The sequence below is a fragment of the Streptomyces sp. SID12488 genome, from assembly GCF_010548275.1.
In the GTDB taxonomy this organism is placed as follows: Bacteria; Actinomycetota; Actinomycetes; order Streptomycetales; family Streptomycetaceae; genus Streptomyces.
This window is the reverse complement of sequence record NZ_JAAGLT010000053.1, coordinates 1-18,823: the sequence shown is the minus strand read 5'-3', so window position 1 is coordinate 18,823 and position 18,823 is coordinate 1. Positions and strand designations below refer to the sequence as shown.

Sequence of the window (18,823 nt, the reverse complement as noted above, 5' to 3'; positions counted from 1 at the left end):
GGAGTGAGTCGCCCCCGCCGCCCCTACCCGTCCCGTCCTCGGGGGCGCTGCCCCCGAACCCCCGCTCCTCAAACGCCGGAGAGGCTGGATGATGCCGGCGTCTGCTCAGAACCCTCCGCCAGCGCCGAAGTCGCCGCCGCCCCCGAAGTCCCCGCCACCGCCGTAGTCCCCGCCCCCGAACCCGCCCCCGAAGTCCCCGGAGTCGAAGTCCGCGCCGGACATGTCACCGCCCTCGAAGCCGCCGGTGTTGCCGAAGTCGCCGTATCCGCCGCCGTAGTCGGCCGCGTAGGACGGGGTGGCCATCATGCTGCCGAGCATCGTGCCGACGAGGAGGCCGGGGAGGATGCCGCCACCGAAGTAGCCGCCCGCCCAGGGGCCGTACGCCGGGCCCGCGTCCCAGTAGGGGCGGGGCCCCGAGGCGGTCTCCACCTGGCGGACCGCCGGGTCGTGACCGTCGGCCAGGCCGACCCGGTCGGCGGCGCAGACCGGGACCTCGCGGGGTGCGCCGCCCGCCGGTGTCCAGGTCGCGTCGGCGACCGACGGGCCGTGGCGCGGGTCGAAGAAGCAGGGGCCACGGCGTTCGGGCAGTGGGCGGCCCTCGCGGCGCGCGGCCAGTTGCGCGAGCGAGAACCGGCCGTCCTCCAGGGCCTGCGTCACCGCGCGTACCTCCTCCGGCCGCCGGGTGGCCGCCATCAGCGACTTCGCCTTGTCGTACCCGTCCAGCGCCCGCTCGTAGTCCGCGCGCATCGCGTCGTCGGCGCCCGCCTCGGCGGGGTGGAAGTCGAGCCGGTCGAGTTCCTCACCGAACGCGGTGATGTCCTCGTCGACGACGACCGCCAGCTTGGCGAGTGCGGCCCGCCGCTGCTCCTCCTGCCGCCGCCGGTTGCGCCGGATCAGCACATACGTGCTGGCCCCGCCCGCCGCCAGCACCGCGCCGAACCCGATCAGCGCTCCCGTGTTCACCCCACCGTCGTCGCCACCGCCCGAGCCGCTCCAGGTGGCGGGCGCCGAACCTCCGACGTTGCCGCGCAGCGCCGCGTCGACGAAGTCGCCCAGCTGGGCCAACGCGCCGCCCGCGCTCCGCACCGCCGTCACGAGGTTGCGGACCGTCGACGGGCCGAGCACGCTGCTGTCCGCCCTCGCGTCGAAGCGGTCGCCGAGGCGGACGGCGTACAGACCAGTGACGCCCGTCTCCGTACGGAGGTTCGTGAAGAGGTTCTCGGTCGGGTAGCCGGCCGGGAGGACGGCCACGAAGACAGGCTTGTCCGCGTCCTTGATCCTGGCGGCGAGCGCGTCGGCGTCGGACGAGGACAGCAGGTCGGAGGCGGCCGGGTCCACGTACACCGGGCCCGCGCGCAGCGCCTCGGCGATCTTCGAGAGGTCGGTGGCCGCCTGCGCGCCGGGTGCGGCGGCCGTCAGCAGCGCGAGTACCGCGAGTGTCGCGACGAGAGGCACCAGCAGTAGGCGTACGAGAGGTCGGACCAGTACGGCCTTCATGTCTTCGAAGCTACCCGAGTCGGGGAGGAAACGGAGAACGGTCCTGGTGAGGCTCCCGCTTCCCGTTTCCTCCCCTTACCCACCTTCCTCACCAGTACCTACCGCTCCCGCATCGCTCAGGCCGCCCGGTACGCGGCCCTCAGCTTCTCCACGGCCGCGCTGTACCGACCGGTCAGCAGCAGATGGTCGGCGTCGGCGAAGGGCCTGGCGGTGGCCGACGTGATCCGCTGGCCGATCTTCGCCTGCGCCATCAGCCGCGCCTGGGTGACGAGGGTGCGTCCGGCTTTCCCGTCGTGTGCCCGCTCGGCCACGGCCGCCGCGGCCGTCAGTGCCTTCAGGGTCTTCTCTCCGCCGTCCCGGATCTTGGTCTTCGTCGTCAGACCCCAGCCGTACGGGAACTGTGGATCGTACGTCGTGTCACCCACGTTGATCGGCAGCTGGGCCTCCGACTTCGGCCAGGTGAGCGGGAGTTGGCCGGTGAATGCGCGCCTGCCGTAGAGCACGTCGGCGACGCCGTCGCCCTCGGTGCCCGGCAGCCAGGAGGCGACCAGGGCGTCGATGTCACCGAGCCGGTCGCCGATGAGCTGGGGCCGCCCGGCGACCACCAGCACCACGCACCTCATCGCCGCGCACACCCTGTCGACCGCTGCCTTGTCGGCGTCGCTCAGCGCCAGGTCGTTGCCGTTGCCGACGTCACCGATGCCCTCGGCGTATGGGGTCTCACCGACCACCACAACACCCACGTCGTATCCGGCTGTCGGAGCCGAGGCGTCCTTGGAGTAGGTGATGTCGCCGCCCGCCTTGCGCATGCCCTCCAGGATCGTCGTGCCCTCGGTGATGTCGCCGGAGGAGCCCTGCCAGGTGACGGTCCATCCGCCGGTCTGGTTGCCGATGTCGTCGGCGTTGGACCCGGCCACGTACACCTTCTGGGACTTCTTCAGCGGAAGCACGCCGTCGGCGTTCTTCAGCAGCACCTGCGACTTGGCCGCCAACTGCCTTGCCGTCGACCGGTGTTCGGCCGAGCCGATGTCCGCCGCGCCGCTCGTGTCGGCGTACGGGTGCTCGAAGAGGCCCAGCTTGAACTTCTGGGTGAGGATGCGGGAGACGGCGTCGTCGATCCGCTTGCCGTTGATCCGGCCGGTGTTCACCTCGGTGACCAGAGTGGTGTGGAAGTCCTTGTAGGCGTACGGGACCATGATCATGTCGAGGCCCGCGTTGACGGACGTACGGACGTCGGAGGCGTAGTCGCCGGGGATCTGGTCGATGGCCTGCCAGTCGCTGATGACGAAGCCGTCGAAGCCCATCCGGCCCTTCAGTACGCCGTTGATCATGTCGGCGCGGGCGTGCATCTTCACCGGGCCCTGGCCGTCCCCCGCGATGTCGAGGGAGGAGTAGGACGGCATGACCGAGCCGACTCCCCGGTCGACGGCGTCCTGGTAGGGGGCGAGGTGGACCGCTTCCAACTGTTGCCGGGTGACTTCGGTGATGCCCTGGTCAATGGTGTACGAGCCCGTGGTGGAGGAGCCGTACGTGGTGCCGCCGTCGCCGACGAAGTGCTTGGCGGTGGCGAGGACCTTGTCGTTCCTCTTCAACTCCGTTCCGTTCGGGCGCCCTTGGAGGCCCTGGATAACCGTCTCCATCGACTCGACGAGCGCGGGGTCCTCACCGAACGACTCGTACGTCCGCCCCCAGCGTTCGTCACGGGCCACGCAGAGACAGGGCGCGAAGTCCCAGGAGATGCCCGTGGGCCGGACCTCGGCCGCCGTCACCTTCCCTGCCCCGTAGGCGAGTTGGGGGTCGCGGGCGGCTCCGATGCCGATGTTGTGCGGCAGGACCGTGGCGCCGACGAGGTTGTTGTGGCCGTGCACCGCGTCCACCCCGTAGATCAACGGGATCTGGAACCGCGTTGCCTGCGCCCGGCGTTGGAAGCTGTCGATCATCTTCGCCCAGGCCGCCGGGGTGTTGGGTGTGGGCGTCGAACCGCCGCCGGAGAGCAGTGAGCCGAGGTCATAGGAGGCGATGTCACCGGGCGTCGCCGCGACCGCGCCGCGCTCGGCCTGGGTCATCTGGCCGGCCTTCTCCGCGAGGGACATCCGGGAGAGGAGGTCGGCGACCCGCTGCTTCACCGGCAGCTTGCCGTTCAGATACGGGAGTCCGTGGGCGTCGATGACGATCTGCGGGGTCTCGGCCGGGGCCCTGGCTCCGGTGACCGTGAGCTTGAGGGGAATCGTCTCCGCCGACTCCGCCGCCCTGTCCTTGCGGGTGGGGACCTGGATCGTGCGGGAGGTGCCGAAGGCGGTGCCCGCGGGGAAGGTCAACTCGCCCCGGACGGGGGTGTAGTCGGCGCCGTCCGATGCCGTACCGCCGGTCGTCGTCTCGTACATGACCGTCACGGGGTCGCTGAGCGGGGCTGAGCCGGTCGTGCCGAGAGTGACGCCGACCGTCGCCGTGCCGCCCTCCTTCACCGGGTACACGGCGGAATCGGTGGTGACGGACGCGCGCAGCGACTGATCCGCCCTGCCGTACAACTCGACGCCGTCCATGGCGAATCGGTCACTGATCCCGACAGGGAGCGTGAGGGCGTACCCCCAGGTCTCGGTGAGGCCGAGGATCTGGTCGATACCGCCGACCGGCTGGTAGTCCGTGCGGTACGCGAAGTCGGTGAAGGGGAGCTCGATCAGCTTCCAGCCGGTGAAGTCGTCGGTGAAGGAGGTCGTCCAGAGCTCGGAGGCCTCGCCGTTGGCTCCGCCGTCCTTCAGCTCGAAGTTCACCTTCCTGCCGTTGTTCCGGCCCTCCCACCAGAAACGGACTCCCTTGCTCGCCGACCAGTCGTGGGCGGGCTCGGCGAAGGCGAAGTCGTGGGAGAAACCGCCGTAGCCGCTGATGTCGTAGGTGCCGGTGAGGACCTTGGCGCCCTCGGGGGCGTCCGCCCGTTCGGTGAGGGCGAGTCGGGGCGGGTCGTCGGCGTCGCCGCCCCAGGTGAAGATGGATCCGGCGGGCGGGGAGGCGAAGGGGACCTCGCCCTCGAAGCGGTCCACCGGGACAGGGGCGGGGTCGTCCGCCCCGGCCGCCGTGCCCGCGGCGGCCAGGGGCAGCAGCCCGGTCAGCAAAGTGGCGCAGACGAGCAGGGCGGTTCGTCGCATGGACCTTCCCTCGGCTCTCGGGGCGAAATCAGTCCTTGAGGTCTTCAAGTCCGTGAGTCCACCTGAACACCTCGCGTGTACTCACGGCTGGGAACACGCCGCGAGTCAACAAGTGCCCCTTTGAGCCGTCAAGGTGCGAAACCGCCTCGCGCCACTCTGCCCGAAACCGGTCCTCTACTCGGCGGGCTCCACGCCCGCCCGCAGCAACCCGTACGTGTAGGCGTCCGCCAGGGCCTCCCAGGACGCGGCGATCACGTTGTCGGCGACGCCGACCGTCGACCACTCGCCCTTGCCGTCCGTGGTGGAGATCAGGACGCGGGTCGTGGACTGCGTGCCGTGCTTGCCCTCCAGGATGCGGACCTTGTAGTCGACCAGCTCCAGCTTGGCGAGCGGCGGGTAGATCTTCTCCAGAGCCACCTTCAGCGCGCGGTCGAGGGCGTTGACCGGGCCGTTGCCCTCCGCCGTCGCGACGATCCGCTCGCCCTTCGCGAAGATCTTGACCGTGGCCTCGTTGGCGTGACTGCCGTCGGGGCGGTTCTCGACGATCGCACGCCAGGACTCGACCTCGAAGTACACACGGGCCCTGCCCTCGGCCTCCGCGCGCAGCAGCAGCTCGAAGGACGCGTCGGCCGCCTCGAACGTGTAGCCCTGGAGCTCGCGCTCCTTGACTCGCGCCACGACCCGCCCGACCAGCTCGCGGTCGTCGCCGAGGTCGACGCCGAGTTCCTTGCCCTTGAGCTCGATCGACGCGCGGCCGGCCATGTCGGAGACCAGCATCCGCATGGTGTTGCCGACCTGCTCGGGGTCGATGTGCTGGTAGAGGTCGGGGTCGACCTTGATGGCCGAGGCGTGCAGGCCCGCCTTGTGGGCGAAGGCCGAGACTCCCACGTACGGCTGATGCGTGGACGGCGTCAGGTTGACGACCTCGGCGATGGCGTGGGAGATACGGGTCATCTCGCGCAGCGCTCCGGCGGGCAGGACCTTCTTGCCGTACTTCAGCTCCAGCGCAGCCACGACCGGGAACAGGTTGGCGTTTCCGACGCGCTCGCCATAGCCGTTCGCCGTGCACTGGACGTGGGTCGCGCCCGCGTCGACGGCGGCGAGGGTGTTGGCGACCGCGCAGCCCGTGTCGTCCTGGGCGTGCATGCCGAGACGGGCACCGGTGTCGGCGAGGACCGTGGCGACGACCGCCTGGACCTGGGCCGGGAGCATCCCGCCATTGGTGTCGCAGAGGATGACGACATCGGCGCCGGCCTCGGACGCCGCACGGACGACGGCCTTCGCGTACTCGGGGTTCGCGCGGTAGCCGTCGAAGAAGTGCTCGCAGTCGACGAAGACACGGCGGCCCTGGGCGCGCAGGTGGGCGACGGTGTCGCGGACCATTGCCAGGTTCTCGTCGAGGGTCGTGCGCAGCGCCAGCTCGACGTGCCGGTCGTGGGACTTGGCGACCAGGGTGACCACGGGCGCGCCGGAGTCCACAAGCGCCTTGACCTGCGGGTCCTCGCTCGCCTTGGCGCCGGCCCGGCGGGTGGCGCCGAAGGCCACCAGCTGGGCGTGCTTGAAGTCGATCTCCTGCTGGGCGCGGGCGAAGAACTCGGTGTCGCGCGGGTTGGCGCCCGGCCAGCCGCCCTCGATGAAGCCGACGCCGAAGTCGTCCAGGTGCCGTGCGATGGCCAGCTTGTCGGCGACGGTGAGGTTGATGCCCTCGCGCTGGGCGCCGTCGCGCAGGGTGGTGTCGAAGACGTGGAACGAGTCGTCGAGTTCGCTGGGTTCGCTGGGTTCCGTCATGATCTCAAGGCTCCTGAGGATGTCGATCTCGGTCTGTACCGGAATGACCGGCTCCACCGTCCCCCAATGATCCCGCGCGCTCCTTCTCCGGCTGAAGGTGGGCCAGAAAAGCGAAAAACCCCTCGCGGGTGCGAGAGGTCTGCGCGCGGGTCGAAGACGACGATGGCCGCCCGTACCTGGTAGTACGAGGCAGTCACTGCGGACCGGCGCGCCTGCTGCCAATAATCGTGGCGAACGAGAGCACGGAAGCAGTCTTGCACAGCACTGCCCCGCGCTCACGGGTGTCTCAGTATGCGAACCCCGGGTGACCTGATTCGGCGGCCAGTCACGGCACCTGGACACTCACCCCTGCCGCCACATGGCGAACGGGTCGTCCGGCCTCACGGCCGAACGACCCCGTCAAGATCTTCGTCAGCCTTCTAGCACTGACTGAACTTGATGAACCCGTCGCCGTTCTCGTCCACCGGGTCGAACAGGATATTGGCTGCCGACGTCCAGCCGTAGGTCTGAGTTCCCGCGAGCCGGACGTACCACCAATCGTTGCCGTGGGAGTTGGTGGTCCAGCACTGGAAGTAGACCGTGCTGTTCTGAGCAGCCCATCCGGTGTTGTTGCACCCGGACTGGTAGGGACCGCTCTTGAGATTGAATCCCCCTTTCATGTACCCGCGCCCCTCGCCGTTGGCGCTGGGGGTCCAGCATTCCGCCTGGGCGGCGGCGTTCGCAGACGGCGCGAGTGCGGCGCCGGCTCCGAGCACCATGAAGGCCGCGAGCAGCGCATTCACGATGGATCGAATCAGGCCACGTTGTGATGCAGAACCCGACACGGGGCAGCTCCTTCTCTGAAAGGCATGGCAGGGGTCCGGGAGACCTCAAGAGCAGGTGATGGCCGACGGACGCGGACTTGTGATCCCAGAACGTACGGTCCGCCGCGCACGACGCGCGTCCCACGCGGGGTTGAACTCCCGTGCAGACCAGCGCGGTAGACGCGCGGTTCCTGCAACTTCCGCGGTACCGCAGAAGGTTGACGCCCACCCGCCGGGGCCGGCTCTACACTGCTGCGATGCCGATCCACCCTCGCGCCGTCGCTGCGCTGACCGTGGCAGCGCTGACCGGCTCCGACCTGGAGGCGTTGACCGCCCGCGAACCGGACGTCCTGAATCTGGTCGCCCTCGGCCTGTCCAACCTGGAGATCGCTGGGCGCCTCTACGTCGGCGAGGCGACCGTCATGACCCACCCCACCTCAACCGCACGATGACCGGACTCGGCCTGGACAGCAGAGCACAGGCCGTGGTGGTGGCCTACGAATCGGGGCTCGTGACCCCGGGCGGACAGCGACCGGGAACCGGGGCCCACGAGGCCGCATCGGGGTCGTAGGGGCGCCGGAAATGGGTGAGGCGGGGACCCGGAGGGTGACGAAGGCGGCGGCGAACTCCGGTCCATCGGCGGTCCTGCTGTCGCGCTCCCCTGGTGGACAAGTGGACACCCACCGGGGGAACACGCGACGCGCTTGGGGGGACTCAGCCCAGAGGGTGCATCCAGCCGTGCGTGTCCTCCGCCGTCCCCCGCTGGATGTCGAGGAGTGCCTCGCGCAGCCGCAGCGTGACCTCGCCGGGCTCGCCGCCGCTCTGCTGCCACTCGACGCCGGTGCGCTTGACCGTGCCGACGGGAGTGATGACGGCCGCCGTACCGCAGGCGAAGACCTCGGTCAGGGTGCCGTTCTCGGCGTCGCGCTGCCACTGGTCGACGGAGACGCGGCCCACTTCGGCGGTGTAGCCGAGGTCGCGGGCGACGGTGAGGAGGGAGTCGCGGGTGACGCCCTCCAGGATGGAGCCGGTGAGGGAGGGGGTGACGATGCGGTCCCCGTACACGAAGTACAGGTTCATTCCGCCGAGTTCCTCGATCCACTTGTGCTCGACGGCGTCGACGTAGCAGACCTGGGCGCAGCCGTGCTCGGCGGCCTCGGCCTGGGCGAGGAGGGAGGCCGCGTAGTTGCCGCCGGTCTTGGCGTCGCCCATGCCGCCGGGGACGGCGCGGACGCGGTCCTCGGAGAGCCAGATGGAGACGGGCTGCACGCCGCCGGGGAAGTAGGCGCCGGCGGGGGACGCGATCACCAGGAACAGGTATTCGTTGGCCGGCTTGACGCCGAGGCCGACCTCCGTGGCGATCATGAAGGGGCGCAGGTAGAGGGACTCCTCGCCACCGTGCGCGGGCACCCAGTCCCGGTCCTGGCTCACCAGCGCGTCGATGGCGCCGATGAACGTCTCGACGGGCAGCTCGGGCATCGCGAGGCGGCGCGCGGAGTGCTGGAAGCGCAGGGCGTTCTTCTCCGGCCGAAAGGTGGCGACGGAGCCGTCGGGCCGGCGGTAGGCCTTGAGTCCCTCGAAGATCTCCTGCGCGTAGTGCAGGGTCATGTTCGCCGGGTCGATGGAGAGCGGGCCGTACGGGACGAGCTGTCCGTCGTGCCAGCCGCGGCCCTCGGTCCACTTGATCGTCACCATGTGGTCGGTGAAGTGGCGGCCGAAGCCGGGGCTGGCCAGGATCGCCTCGCGCTCCGCGCCGGAGAGTGGCGAGGCCGAGGGCTTGAGCTCGATCGTGGGCGTCGTCATGAGTGGGTGTCCTTCACCGGTTTGTGTGTGACGGGCCGCGCCCCACGCCCGTACCACCGCCGTACCGCAGCGGCCGGTGTTAGGACGTCCGAGCATTCCCTCAGTCCGCGGCTCCGCGTTCGATTATTGCGCGAAGGGGGCCATGGACGAAAAGGGCGTGAATGCGACCCAGGGGATGATGGTGACACCCGGCGGGGACATAAGAGAAGCCGCCGGGTGCGGATGCGACCCGGCGGCTTCGAAAGTTTCGAGTGGAGCGCCGCGGGTCAGCCGGCTACTCGTACGGCGAGGGCGTCGCCGATCTCTTCGGTCGTACGGGTCGTCGTGCCGCGCTCCGCGAGGTCGGCGGTGACGGCTTCCTCGATGCGGGCGGCCTCGGACTCGTAGCCGAGGTGGCGCAGCAGGAGGGCGACGGACAGGACGGTGGCGCTGGGGTCGGCCTTGCCCTGACCGGCGATGTCCGGGGCCGAGCCGTGCACGGGCTCGAACATCGAGGGGTACTCGCCGGACGGGTTGATGTTCCCGCTCGCGGCGACGCCGATGCCGCCGGAGACGGCCGCGGCGAGGTCGGTGATGATGTCGCCGAAGAGGTTGTCGGTGACGATCACGTCGAAGCGCTCGGGCTGCGTGACGAGGTAGATCGTCGCCGCGTCCACGTGCATGTACTCGGTGGTGACGCCGGGGAACTCCTCGCCCACCTTGTTGAAGATGTCCGTCCACAGGTGACCGGCGTGCACGAGCACGTTGTTCTTGTGGACGAGCGCCAGCTTCTTGCGGGGGCGGGCCTGGGCGCGTGCGTAGGCGTCGCGGACGACCCGCTCGATACCGAAGGCGGTGTTCAGCGACACCTCGGTGGCGACCGCGTGCGGGGTGCCCTGGCGGATGGTGCCGCCGTTGCCGGTGTACGGGCCCTCGGTGCCCTCACGGACGACCACGAAGTCGATCTCGGGCTGCCCGGCCAGCGGGGTCGCGACCCCGGGGAGGAGCCTCGACGGACGCAGGTTGACGTGGTGGTCGAAGGCGAAGCGGAGCTTCAGGAGGAACCCGCGCTCCAGGACACCGGAAGGCACGCTCGGGTCACCGATCGCGCCGAGCAGGATGGCGTCGTGCTTCTTGAGCGCGTCCAGGTCGGCTTCGGTGAGGGTCTCACCGGTGGCGCGGTAGCGCCGGGCACCGAAGTCGTACTCCTTGGTCTCCAGCTTCACATCCTGCGGAAGGACGGCGGAGAGCACCTTCAGCCCCTGGGCCACGACCTCCTGGCCGATGCCGTCACCGGGAATCACTGCGAGATTGATGCTGCGAGACATACCGGCACCGTACTCCGGGTCCCATGGGATGACACTCGGTGTCCGCGATACGGACACGGTACGAAGGCGAGACGCACGACGGCCACCGCTCTTCGACCGGCGTTCACCTGTACGTATGGCGGACGTTGGGGAATGCTGGGAAGTTCCCTCCCATGGACAGTCCCCCGGACACCCCCGACGTCGGTATCCCGCCGCGGCTGGCCCGCCGGATGAGCATGGCGGAGCAGTACGAGTACCTGCGGGCGCGGCTCACCCGGCGCCGCGCGCTGGTGACGGCGGGCGCGCTGGCCGGCGGCGGCCTGCTCACCGGCTGTTCGTCGAGCACCGGTACGGCGAATCCGGCCACCAGCAAGGTCCCCGGCTCGGCCGTCGTCCCCTTCGGCCGCCACCTCGCCTTCGGCGCCGACCCGAAGACGCAGATGCGGATCTCCTGGCAGGTCCCGTTCGCGGTACGGAAGCCGTACGTACGCGTCGGACCGACGCCCGGCGACCTGAGCCGCCGCGTCGAGGCCGAGGTCCGCGCGCTGCACACGCCGGGCGTGACGGGCGTACGCCTCGACCTGGACCAGTACTACGTGCACGCGGCGCTCGACGGACTGCGCCCCGGGACGACGTACTACTACGGCGTCGGCCACGAGGGCTTCGACCCGGCGTCCGGCGCGCACAGGTCCACCCTCAACACGTTCCGCACAGCCCCGGCGACCGCTCCCGCGAGTTTCGTGTTCACGGCCTTCGGCGACCAGGGCGTCACGCCCGACGCGCTGGCCAACGACAAGGTGCTCCTGGGCCGGAACCCCGCCTTCCACCTGCACGCGGGTGACATCTGCTACGCGGACGTCACCGGCCACGGCGAGAAGTCGGACAGCTACGACCCGACCGCCTGGGACCTGTTCCTGAAGCAGACGGAGACGGTCGCGAGGTCGGTGCCGTGGATGGTGACGACCGGCAACCACGACATGGAGGCCTGGTACTCACCGAACGGGTACGGCGGCCAGTCGGCCCGCTGGTCACTCCCCGACAACGGCTTCGACGCCCGGAACACGCCGGGCGCCTACTCGTTCACGTACGGCAATGTCGGGGTCGTGGCGCTCGACGCGAACGACGTGTCGTACGAGATCCCGGCCAACCTGGGCCACACGGACGGCCGTCAGACGGCTTGGCTGGACCGGCGGCTGGCCGAACTGCGGGCGTCGGACGCGATCGACTTCGTCGTGGTGTTCTTCCACCACTGCGCGTACTCGACGACGGCAGCCCACGCCTCGGACGGCGGGGTACGGGACGCCTGGCTGCCGCTCTTCGACAAGCACCAGGTGGACCTGGTGATCAACGGCCACAACCATGTGTACGAGCGGACGGACGCCCTCAGGGGCGGCCGGGTGGGCCGGCAGGTTCCGGTCGGCGCGGCGACCGACCCGACGCGGGACGGCACCGTGTACGTCACGGCGGGCGGCGCGGGTCAGAGCCTGTACAGCTTCCCGTACGGGGTGAAGGACAGCTTCGAGGGGAAGGTCGCCGACCGGGAGTCGGTGGAGAGCTACCACTGGACGAAGTCGCGGGAACGGCACGAGGACACCGTGGAGTGGTCGCGCGTGCGCTACACCGGCTACTCGTTCCTCTCGGTGGAGGCGGCGGCGGGCGTACCGGGCACGCCTCCCCGCCTGACGGTGTCCGCGCTGGCGCAGAGCGGGGAGCGGATCGACCACTTCGAGGTGCGGCGCGGCTGAGGCGACCTCACCCCGATGACCCGACGAGGGTCCTCAGTGACCCGTCTGGCCGCCGTTGTCCCGGCGGTCGAGGGCCCGCTGGAGGGCTGCGGCGGCGTTCTTGCGGTCGGACTCGCTCGTCGGGGAGACGTGGCGGACTCGGCGGCGGACGGTCGTCTCGGCCATGGGAAATCGACTCCTTCAAGGAATCCGGGAGTACGGCAGGGGGGATTCGAGACGCCGGGTCGGACGGGGAGCAGCGGTACCGCAGGGGTTGCCTGCACGGGGCACCGGCTCGCTACCGTCATGCGCTTGGTCCAGCGGCACGTTCGGCTTCTACAAAGCTAGGCGAGGACAGGGCATCTGTCTCCACAATTACTCGGACTTCCTACTATCTGAGACGGGGGATTGAGTCACGCCCCGACACCGAGCCCTCGCACCGAGCCTGCGATCGGTCATTGATCCGACCTTCCATATCCAGACAGCGCCGCACGACACCTTGACAGCCCTATCTCTGCCCTCCAGCCTCACAGTCATCGGATGACTGAACGACTGCTGGAGGGTACCTTCGTGTCGATCGCGCTGACACTCTGCTCAGCCCTGCTCGCCACCGCGGTGACAGCACTGCCTGCCGAGGCAGCCGCGACAGGGCATACCGGGACGGCTGCGGCCTGGGAGGTGAAGGCTCCACCCGGCTCCCCCACGGCCGTCGTCGCCCTGAACCCGGCCGACGGAAGCCCGACCCTCACGGTGAGACGTGCCGGCGAACAGGTCCTGGCTCCCTCCCCCCTCGGCCTGGTCACCGAACAGGCCGACTTCTCCAAGGGCCTGGAGTTATCCGGCCGCACCACGCGCACGGTCACCGAGCGCTACACGTCCACAACAGGCAAGTCCCGCAAGCGGGTTGCCCGGATGACCGAGTCCCGCTTCCGTTTCCGTACGGCCGAGGGCGCCCGTCTCGACCTGCTGGTACGGGTGGCCCCGGACGGCGTCGCCTACCGCTACGCCCTGCCGCGCGCCACCGGCAACGTCCTGCGCGAGGCATCCGCGTTCACCCTCCCCACGGACACCACCACCGCTGTCGTCAACGCCTACCGCGCCGACAACGAACTCCCCTTCAAGCGCTACGAGTCGGCGGCGACGGCTCCGGCGGGCGGCTACTCGATACAGGCCCTCTTCCACACGCCCGGCGGCTACGCCCTCATCGCCGAGTCGGACCTCAACGGCACCTACGCAGGCGCCCACTTGACGCACGAGGCGGGCTCACCGACGTACAAGGTGAGCCTCTGGAACGACGAACCCGTCGTAGCGCAGGGCTCGTTGACCACCCCCTGGCGCACCGTCGTCACCGGCGACCTGGCCACCGTGACCGAGTCGACCCTCGTCGACGACCTCGCCCCGCCCTCCCGCATCCGGGACACGTCCTGGATCAAGCCGGGCCCCGCCCTGTGGACCTGGCTCGCGGGCGGCAAGACCGCCGGGCAGAGCCTGGCGGCACAGAAGGAGTACGTCGACTACGCGGCCGAGCGAGGCTGGCCGTACGAGGTCGTCGACGCGGGCTGGTACTTCAAGCCCGGGGAGTGGGAGGTCATCGACCCGGACTGGCAGACGAACAACTGGATGCCGGAGCTGGTGCGTTACGGGACGGCGAAGGGCGTGGGCATCCAGGTGTGGCTGCACTACTCCCTGCTCACGGACCCGGCGGAACGCGAGAAGTGGCTCGGCACGCTGGAGAGTTGGGGCGTCAAGGGCGTGAAGATCGACTTCATGGACTCGGAGTCGCAGGACCGGATGCGCTGGTACGACGAGGTCCTGGAAGCGACGGCCCGCCACCACCTCCTCGTCAACTTCCACGGCTCGACGATCCCGAAGGGCATCCAGCGCACCTGGCCGCAGGTCATGACGATGGAGGGCGTGGGCGGCGAGGAGAAGCGCAACAACACCGCCGAGCAGCTCGCCTCGCTCCCCTTCACTCGTAACGTGATCGGCTCGATGGACTTCACCCCGGGCGCCTTCCACCGCCCGTACCGCCCCAACGTCGCCTCCGACGCGGGCGAGTTGGGCCTGACGGTGCTGTACGAGTCGGGCATCCAGAACCTCGCCGGCACCCCGGAGTCGTACGAGGCCCGCCCCGAGGCCCGCCGCTACCTGGAGCAGCTGCCCCGACGCTGGGAGGAGACCCGGCTGTTGACCGGCGACCCGGGCAGGGCAGCCGTACTCGCCCGACGGGCGGCGGACGGCCGGTGGTTCATCGGCGGCACGTTCGCGGGCGCGGCACGAACGGCGGACGTACCGCTGCGGCTCGGCGCCGGCCGCTGGCTGGTGGAGACGGTGACCGACGGCCCGTCGGGCGCCTTGGTGCGCGAGGGGCGTGTCGTACGCGGCGACTCCACCCTCGCCGTACCGGTGATCGCCGACGGCGGCTTCGCCGCACTCGCCTGCCGCTGGCAGCCGGGCCGTACGACCTGCGACAGCTGACCCGCTGAGACCCCTCGCCACGAGATCCACCACCGCGAGGCGGGTCACTTCCCGCCTCGCGGTACCCCCAGACAGTGAGCAACCAGCAAGAATCAGATACTCTGATTCCATGAAGACGATGACGGCAACCGAGGTCTCCCGGAACTTCGCTTCCGTGCTCGACCGCGCCGAGCACGGCGAGACCATCGTGATCACAAGAGGCGGCCGACGGCTGGCCATACTGGCCCCGGCTCCCGCCGGGAACGGGGCGGCGCTCAAGGAATTCCTCACGGCCCATCCCGTGGACGACGACTACGCCGAAGACGTCCTCTCCGCACGCGAGTTGATGACCGATGAGCTGGGGTCGACATGGCCCGACGCCTGATTCTCGACACCGGCGTCATCATCCGCGCGGAACGCGGAAGTACCGGGCTCGCCAACCTGCTCGACGCAGACGACGACATCGCTGTCGCAGCCATTACGCTGGCCGAACTGCAACTCGGCGTAGAGCTCGCCGACGAACCCCGCCGGGCCGGGCGGCAGGAGTTCGTCGACGGCATCCGCGCGCTGATCCCGGTCGAGGACTACACGGCAGACGTGGCTCGGGTCCACGCGCGTCTCCTTGCCCATGTGCGCAAGGCAGGGAAGCCACGTGGTGCCCACGACCTGATCATCGCTGCCACTGCCGCCACCACGGCTCGGATCCTGCTCACCACGGACGACAAGGCAGCCTTCGACGACCTGCCCGGCGTACACGCATCGACCCACTGAAATGAGACTCCGGCCGCGGTGGGCGCTCCCGGCCCGGAATCTCAAGGGGTGGAGGTCAGCCCATGTGCGGGTACGGGTAGTCGGTCGGGGCGACCAGGGTCTCCTTGATGGCGCGGGTCAAGGTCCAGCGCATCAGGTTCTGCGGGGCGCCCGCCTTGTCGTTGGTTCCGGACGCGCGCCCGCCGCCGAACGGCTGCTGCCCGACGACCGCGCCGGTCGACTTGTCGTTGATGTAGAAGTTGCCGGCCGCGTAGCGCAGCTTCTCCATCGTGTACGCGGCTGCCGCGCGGTCACCGGAGATGACCGAGCCGGTCAGCGCGTAGTCGGACACGGACTCCATCTGGGTCAGCATGGCGTCGTACTTTTCGGCCGAGCTGTCGTCGTACACGTACACCGCGAGGAACGGGCCGAAGTACTCGGTGGTGAAGACCTGGTTGGCCGGGTCCGTGCACTCCACGACCGTCGGGCGGACGAACCAGCCGACCGAGTCGTCGTAGGAGCCGCCGGCCACGATCGTGCACGTCGGGTCGGACTTCGCGCGGTCGATGGCGGCCTTGTTCTTGGCGAAGGCGCGCTCGTCGATGACCGCGCCGATGAAGTTGGTGAGGTCGGTGACGTCACCCATGGTCAGGTGGTCGACCTCGGCGGCGAACTCCTCACGGAAGCCGTCGTTCCAGATGGAGGCCGGGATGTAGGCGCGGGAGGTCGCGCTGCACTTCTGCCCCTGGTACTCGAAGGAACCGCGCGTGAGAGCCGTCTTCAGGACCGCCCGGTCGGCGCTCGGGTGGGCGACGACGAAGTCCTTGCCGCCGGTCTCGCCGACGAGGCGCGGGTACGAGCGGTACTTCTCGATGTTCGCGCCGACCGTCTTCCACAGGTACTGGAAGGTCTTCGTCGATCCGGTGAAGTGGATGCCGGCCAGATCGTGGTGCTCCAGGGCCACCTTGGAGACCTCGATGCCGTCACCGGTGACGAGGTTGATGACGCCCTTGGGCAGCCCGGCCTCCTCCAGCAGTTGCATGAGGAGCACGGCGGAGTGGGTCTGCGTCGGGGACGGCTTCCACACCACCACGTTGCCCATGAGGGCGGGCGCGGTGGGCAGATTGCCCGCGATCGCCGTGAAGTTGAAGGGGGTGATCGCGTAGACGAAGCCTTCAAGGGGGCGGTGGTCGAGACGGTTCCAGACGCCCGGGGAGTTGGCGGGCGGCTGCTCGGCGAGCAGGTCGCGGGCGTACTTGACGTTGAAGCGCCAGAAGTCGACCAGCTCGCACGGACAGTCGATCTCGGCCTGCTGGGCGGTCTTCGACTGGCCGAGCATGGTGGAGGCGGCGAGGATCTCACGCCAGGGGCCGGCCAGCAGTTCGGCGGCGCGCAGGATGATCGCGGCACGGTCGTCGAACGCCATCGCGCGCCATGCGGGCGCGGCGGCGAGGGCCGCGTCGATCGCGTCCTGGGCGTCCTGCCCGGTGGCGTTGGCGTAGGTGCCGAGGCGGGCCTTGTGGTGGTGCGGCTGTACGACGTCGAACCGCTCGCCGCCGCCCATGCGCCGCGCGCCGCCGATGGTCATCGGCAGGTCGACGGGGTTCTCGGCGAGCTCCTTGAGCTTGACCTCCAGGCGGGCCCGCTCGGGCGACCCGGGGGCGTAGCCGTGCACCGGCTCGTTGACAGGGGTGGGGACCTGGGTGACGGCGTCCATTGCTGACGAATCTCCTTGCGGGGCGGGTGAGCGGGTGATGTCGGGGGCCAAATCCCTTGGTCTCAGCCCTTGGTGAGCATCGAGCGGCCGAAGAAGAGGAGGTTGGCGGGGCGTTCGGCCAGCCGCCGCATGAAGTACCCGTACCAGTCCGTCCCGTACGCGGTGTAGACACGCATCCGGTGTCCCTCTGCGGCGAGGCGCAGATGCTCGTCGCTCCTGATCCCGTACAGCATCTGGAACTCGTACTCGTCGGGCTTGCGGCCGGCGCGCCGGGCGAGTTCCTGGGCGATGGAGATGAGGCGCGGGTCGTGGGACCCGATCATCGGGTATCCCTCGCCCTCCATCAGGATCCTCAGGATGCGGACGTACGCCTTGTCGGTCTCGGACTTCTGCTGGTAGGCGACCTCGGCGGGCTCCTTGTACGCGCCCTTGACCAGCCGTACACGGCTGCCGCTGTCGGCGAGGCGGCGGGCGTCGGCCTCGGTGCGGTACAGGTAGGCCTGGATCACGCAGCCGGTCTGCGGGAAGTCCTTCCGGAGTTCCTCGTGGATCGCGAACATCGAGTCGAGGGTGGTGTGGTCCTCCGCGTCGAGCGTGACCGTCGTACCGATCGCGGCGGCTGCCTCGACGACGGGCCGGACGTTGGCGAGGGCCAGCTCGTGGCCGCCGTCCAGCGCCTGGCCGAAGAGCGACAGCTTGACGGACATCTCGGCGCGCGTGCCCAGTTCCAGTTCTCCGAGCCGCTCTACCAGTTCCAGGTAGGCGTCACGGGCGGCGGCAGCCTGCTCGGGGGTGGTGATGTCCTCGCCGACCACGTCCAGGGTGACTTCCAGGCCCCGGTCGGTGAGGTCCTGGACGATCGGTACGACGTCGTCGACGGTCTCGCCGGGGATGAAGCGGTCGACGACCGGCCTGGTCACCGGGGCTGCCGAGATCAGTCGGCGCAGCCGGTCGCTGCGCGAGGCGGCGAGAATCACGGGACCCAGCACGGGGCACCTCCACAAAGGGCCGGAAGACGGAGAACCGGAGAACCGGAGAACCACCGTGAAACCTAGGGATCTCTCCGATCGTGGGCCATCGACAGCTGTCACGCATCCGTGCCCCAGATCTCATACAGATGTCTGAAGGCGGCGCCGGAATGCGCGAGAATGCCCCCATGAGCCAGGCGAGCGGCGACCACCACGGCGACTACCAGGAACTGGTGGACGACATCTCGGAGCTCCTCGGCGCCCCCGCGACGCTGGAGAACCGCGACTTCGAGCTGCTCGCCTTCGGCGCGTACGACAGCGAGGGCGAGCTGGACGCGTCGGCGCTGGACCCGGTGCGCGCCCGCTCGATCCTGACCCGCCGCTCGACGTCGGCGGTGCGCGTGTGGTTCGAGGGCTTCGGCATCACGCGGGCGACCGGCCCGGTCCGTATCCCGCCCACTCCCGAGGCGGGGGTGTACCGGGGGCGGATCTGTCTCCCCGTACGCCATCGGGGTGTCGTACTCGGTTACGTCTGGCTGCTGGACGACGATCCGGGGCCCCCGGCGGAGCAGTTGGCATCGGCCATGGAGGTGGCGGACCGGATCGGCGCGCTGCTCGCGGACGATGCGCAGGCGGGCGCCGACCTGACCCGCGAGTTCCGGACGGTGCTGACCGCCGAGCGCGGCTGGCAGCGCGACATGGCGGTGGCGGCGCTGCGTACGGCCCTGGGGGCGCGCGGCGAGGGCCCGCACGCGGTGGTGTGCGTGGCGCCGTGGCCGTCGGCGGATCCGGACGACGCCCCGACGGCCCGTACGGTGCCGCACGCGGCGGCGGTGTGCACGGTGCCGTGGGGCACGGCGGCGCAGAGCCTGGCCCTGCTGATCCGG

The 18,823-nt window shown here is 69.8% G+C and carries 13 protein-coding genes and 2 pseudogenes; 6 read left to right on the top strand and 9 right to left on the bottom strand.

Going from position 1 to position 18,823, the window contains the following annotated elements; genetic code table 11:
* Window positions 1–105: 105 nt before the first annotated feature.
* The 4 genes from G3I56_RS41275 to G3I56_RS41260 form a co-directional block, all read right to left on the bottom strand.
* The gene (locus tag G3I56_RS41275) at window positions 106–1,497 is read right to left on the bottom strand and encodes a hypothetical protein (protein WP_164418452.1); all 1,392 of its coding nucleotides are present in this window, start codon (window positions 1,495–1,497) and stop codon (window positions 106–108) included.
* A 116-nt stretch (window positions 1,498–1,613) separates the two neighbouring features.
* Window positions 1,614–4,640, bottom strand: coding sequence for a glycoside hydrolase family 3 N-terminal domain-containing protein (locus tag G3I56_RS41270; RefSeq protein ID WP_164418450.1), 3,027 nt, complete (start codon window positions 4,638–4,640; stop codon window positions 1,614–1,616).
* A 174-nt stretch (window positions 4,641–4,814) separates the two neighbouring features.
* Window positions 4,815–6,428 (bottom strand): citramalate synthase, encoded by a 1,614-nt coding sequence (gene cimA / locus G3I56_RS41265; RefSeq protein ID WP_164418448.1) that lies wholly within the window; start codon window positions 6,426–6,428, stop codon window positions 4,815–4,817.
* Window positions 6,429–6,847: 419 nt separating this feature from the next.
* Window positions 6,848–7,252 (bottom strand): hypothetical protein, encoded by a 405-nt coding sequence (locus tag G3I56_RS41260; RefSeq protein ID WP_343240215.1) that lies wholly within the window; start codon window positions 7,250–7,252, stop codon window positions 6,848–6,850.
* 293 nt (window positions 7,253–7,545) lie between these two features.
* Between G3I56_RS41260 and G3I56_RS41255 the strand changes: the two are divergent.
* Window positions 7,546–7,802: pseudogene (locus tag G3I56_RS41255) on the top strand (LuxR C-terminal-related transcriptional regulator); the annotation flags it as partial.
* A gap of 143 nt (window positions 7,803–7,945) precedes the next feature.
* On the opposite strand, the gene G3I56_RS41250 reads toward G3I56_RS41255, so the two are convergent.
* Window positions 7,946–9,034: a branched-chain amino acid aminotransferase gene (locus G3I56_RS41250; RefSeq protein WP_164418446.1), complete on the bottom strand. Its 1,089-nt coding sequence runs from the start codon at window positions 9,032–9,034 to the stop codon at window positions 7,946–7,948.
* A gap of 266 nt (window positions 9,035–9,300) precedes the next feature.
* Window positions 9,301–10,341, bottom strand: coding sequence for a 3-isopropylmalate dehydrogenase (locus G3I56_RS41245; protein WP_164418444.1), 1,041 nt, complete (start codon window positions 10,339–10,341; stop codon window positions 9,301–9,303).
* 152 nt (window positions 10,342–10,493) lie between these two features.
* Here G3I56_RS41245 and G3I56_RS41240 point away from each other — a divergent pair, with 152 nt between their 5' ends.
* Window positions 10,494–12,065: a metallophosphoesterase family protein gene (locus tag G3I56_RS41240; protein ID WP_164418442.1), complete on the top strand. Its 1,572-nt coding sequence runs from the start codon at window positions 10,494–10,496 to the stop codon at window positions 12,063–12,065.
* Between the two features lie 33 nt (window positions 12,066–12,098).
* Here the strand turns inward: G3I56_RS41240 and G3I56_RS44930 are convergent, their stop codons facing one another.
* Window positions 12,099–12,230, bottom strand: a complete 132-nt coding sequence (locus G3I56_RS44930; protein ID WP_006374903.1) for a hypothetical protein — start codon at window positions 12,228–12,230, stop codon at window positions 12,099–12,101.
* A gap of 354 nt (window positions 12,231–12,584) precedes the next feature.
* Here G3I56_RS44930 and G3I56_RS41235 point away from each other — a divergent pair, with 354 nt between their 5' ends.
* The 3 genes from G3I56_RS41235 (at window position 12,585) to G3I56_RS41225 (ending at window position 15,272) form a co-directional block, all read left to right on the top strand.
* Window positions 12,585–14,522 (top strand): glycoside hydrolase family 97 protein, encoded by a 1,938-nt coding sequence (locus G3I56_RS41235; protein WP_203691861.1) that lies wholly within the window; start codon window positions 12,585–12,587, stop codon window positions 14,520–14,522.
* Window positions 14,523–14,631: 109 nt separating this feature from the next.
* Window positions 14,632–14,886 (top strand): type II toxin-antitoxin system prevent-host-death family antitoxin, encoded by a 255-nt coding sequence (locus tag G3I56_RS41230; protein WP_164418440.1) that lies wholly within the window; start codon window positions 14,632–14,634, stop codon window positions 14,884–14,886.
* Window positions 14,871–15,272 carry a PIN domain-containing protein gene (locus G3I56_RS41225; protein ID WP_164418438.1) on the top strand — a complete coding sequence of 134 codons (402 nt, stop codon included), beginning with the start codon at window positions 14,871–14,873 and terminating at the stop codon, window positions 15,270–15,272. The genes G3I56_RS41230 and G3I56_RS41225 overlap by 16 nt, the downstream gene beginning before the upstream one ends.
* A 55-nt stretch (window positions 15,273–15,327) precedes the next feature.
* On the opposite strand, the gene pruA is transcribed toward G3I56_RS41225, so the two are convergent.
* Both pruA and G3I56_RS41215 read right to left on the bottom strand, forming a co-directional pair.
* Window positions 15,328–16,968, bottom strand: coding sequence for an L-glutamate gamma-semialdehyde dehydrogenase (gene pruA / locus G3I56_RS41220; protein ID WP_164418436.1), 1,641 nt, complete (start codon window positions 16,966–16,968; stop codon window positions 15,328–15,330).
* A 62-nt stretch (window positions 16,969–17,030) separates the two neighbouring features.
* Entirely contained in the window at window positions 17,031–17,957 is a 927-nt protein-coding gene (locus G3I56_RS41215) for a proline dehydrogenase family protein (protein ID WP_164418434.1), read from the bottom strand.
* 149 nt (window positions 17,958–18,106) lie between these two features.
* Here G3I56_RS41215 and G3I56_RS41210 point away from each other — a divergent pair.
* A pseudogene (locus G3I56_RS41210) lies at window positions 18,107–18,823 on the top strand (PucR family transcriptional regulator); the annotation flags it as partial.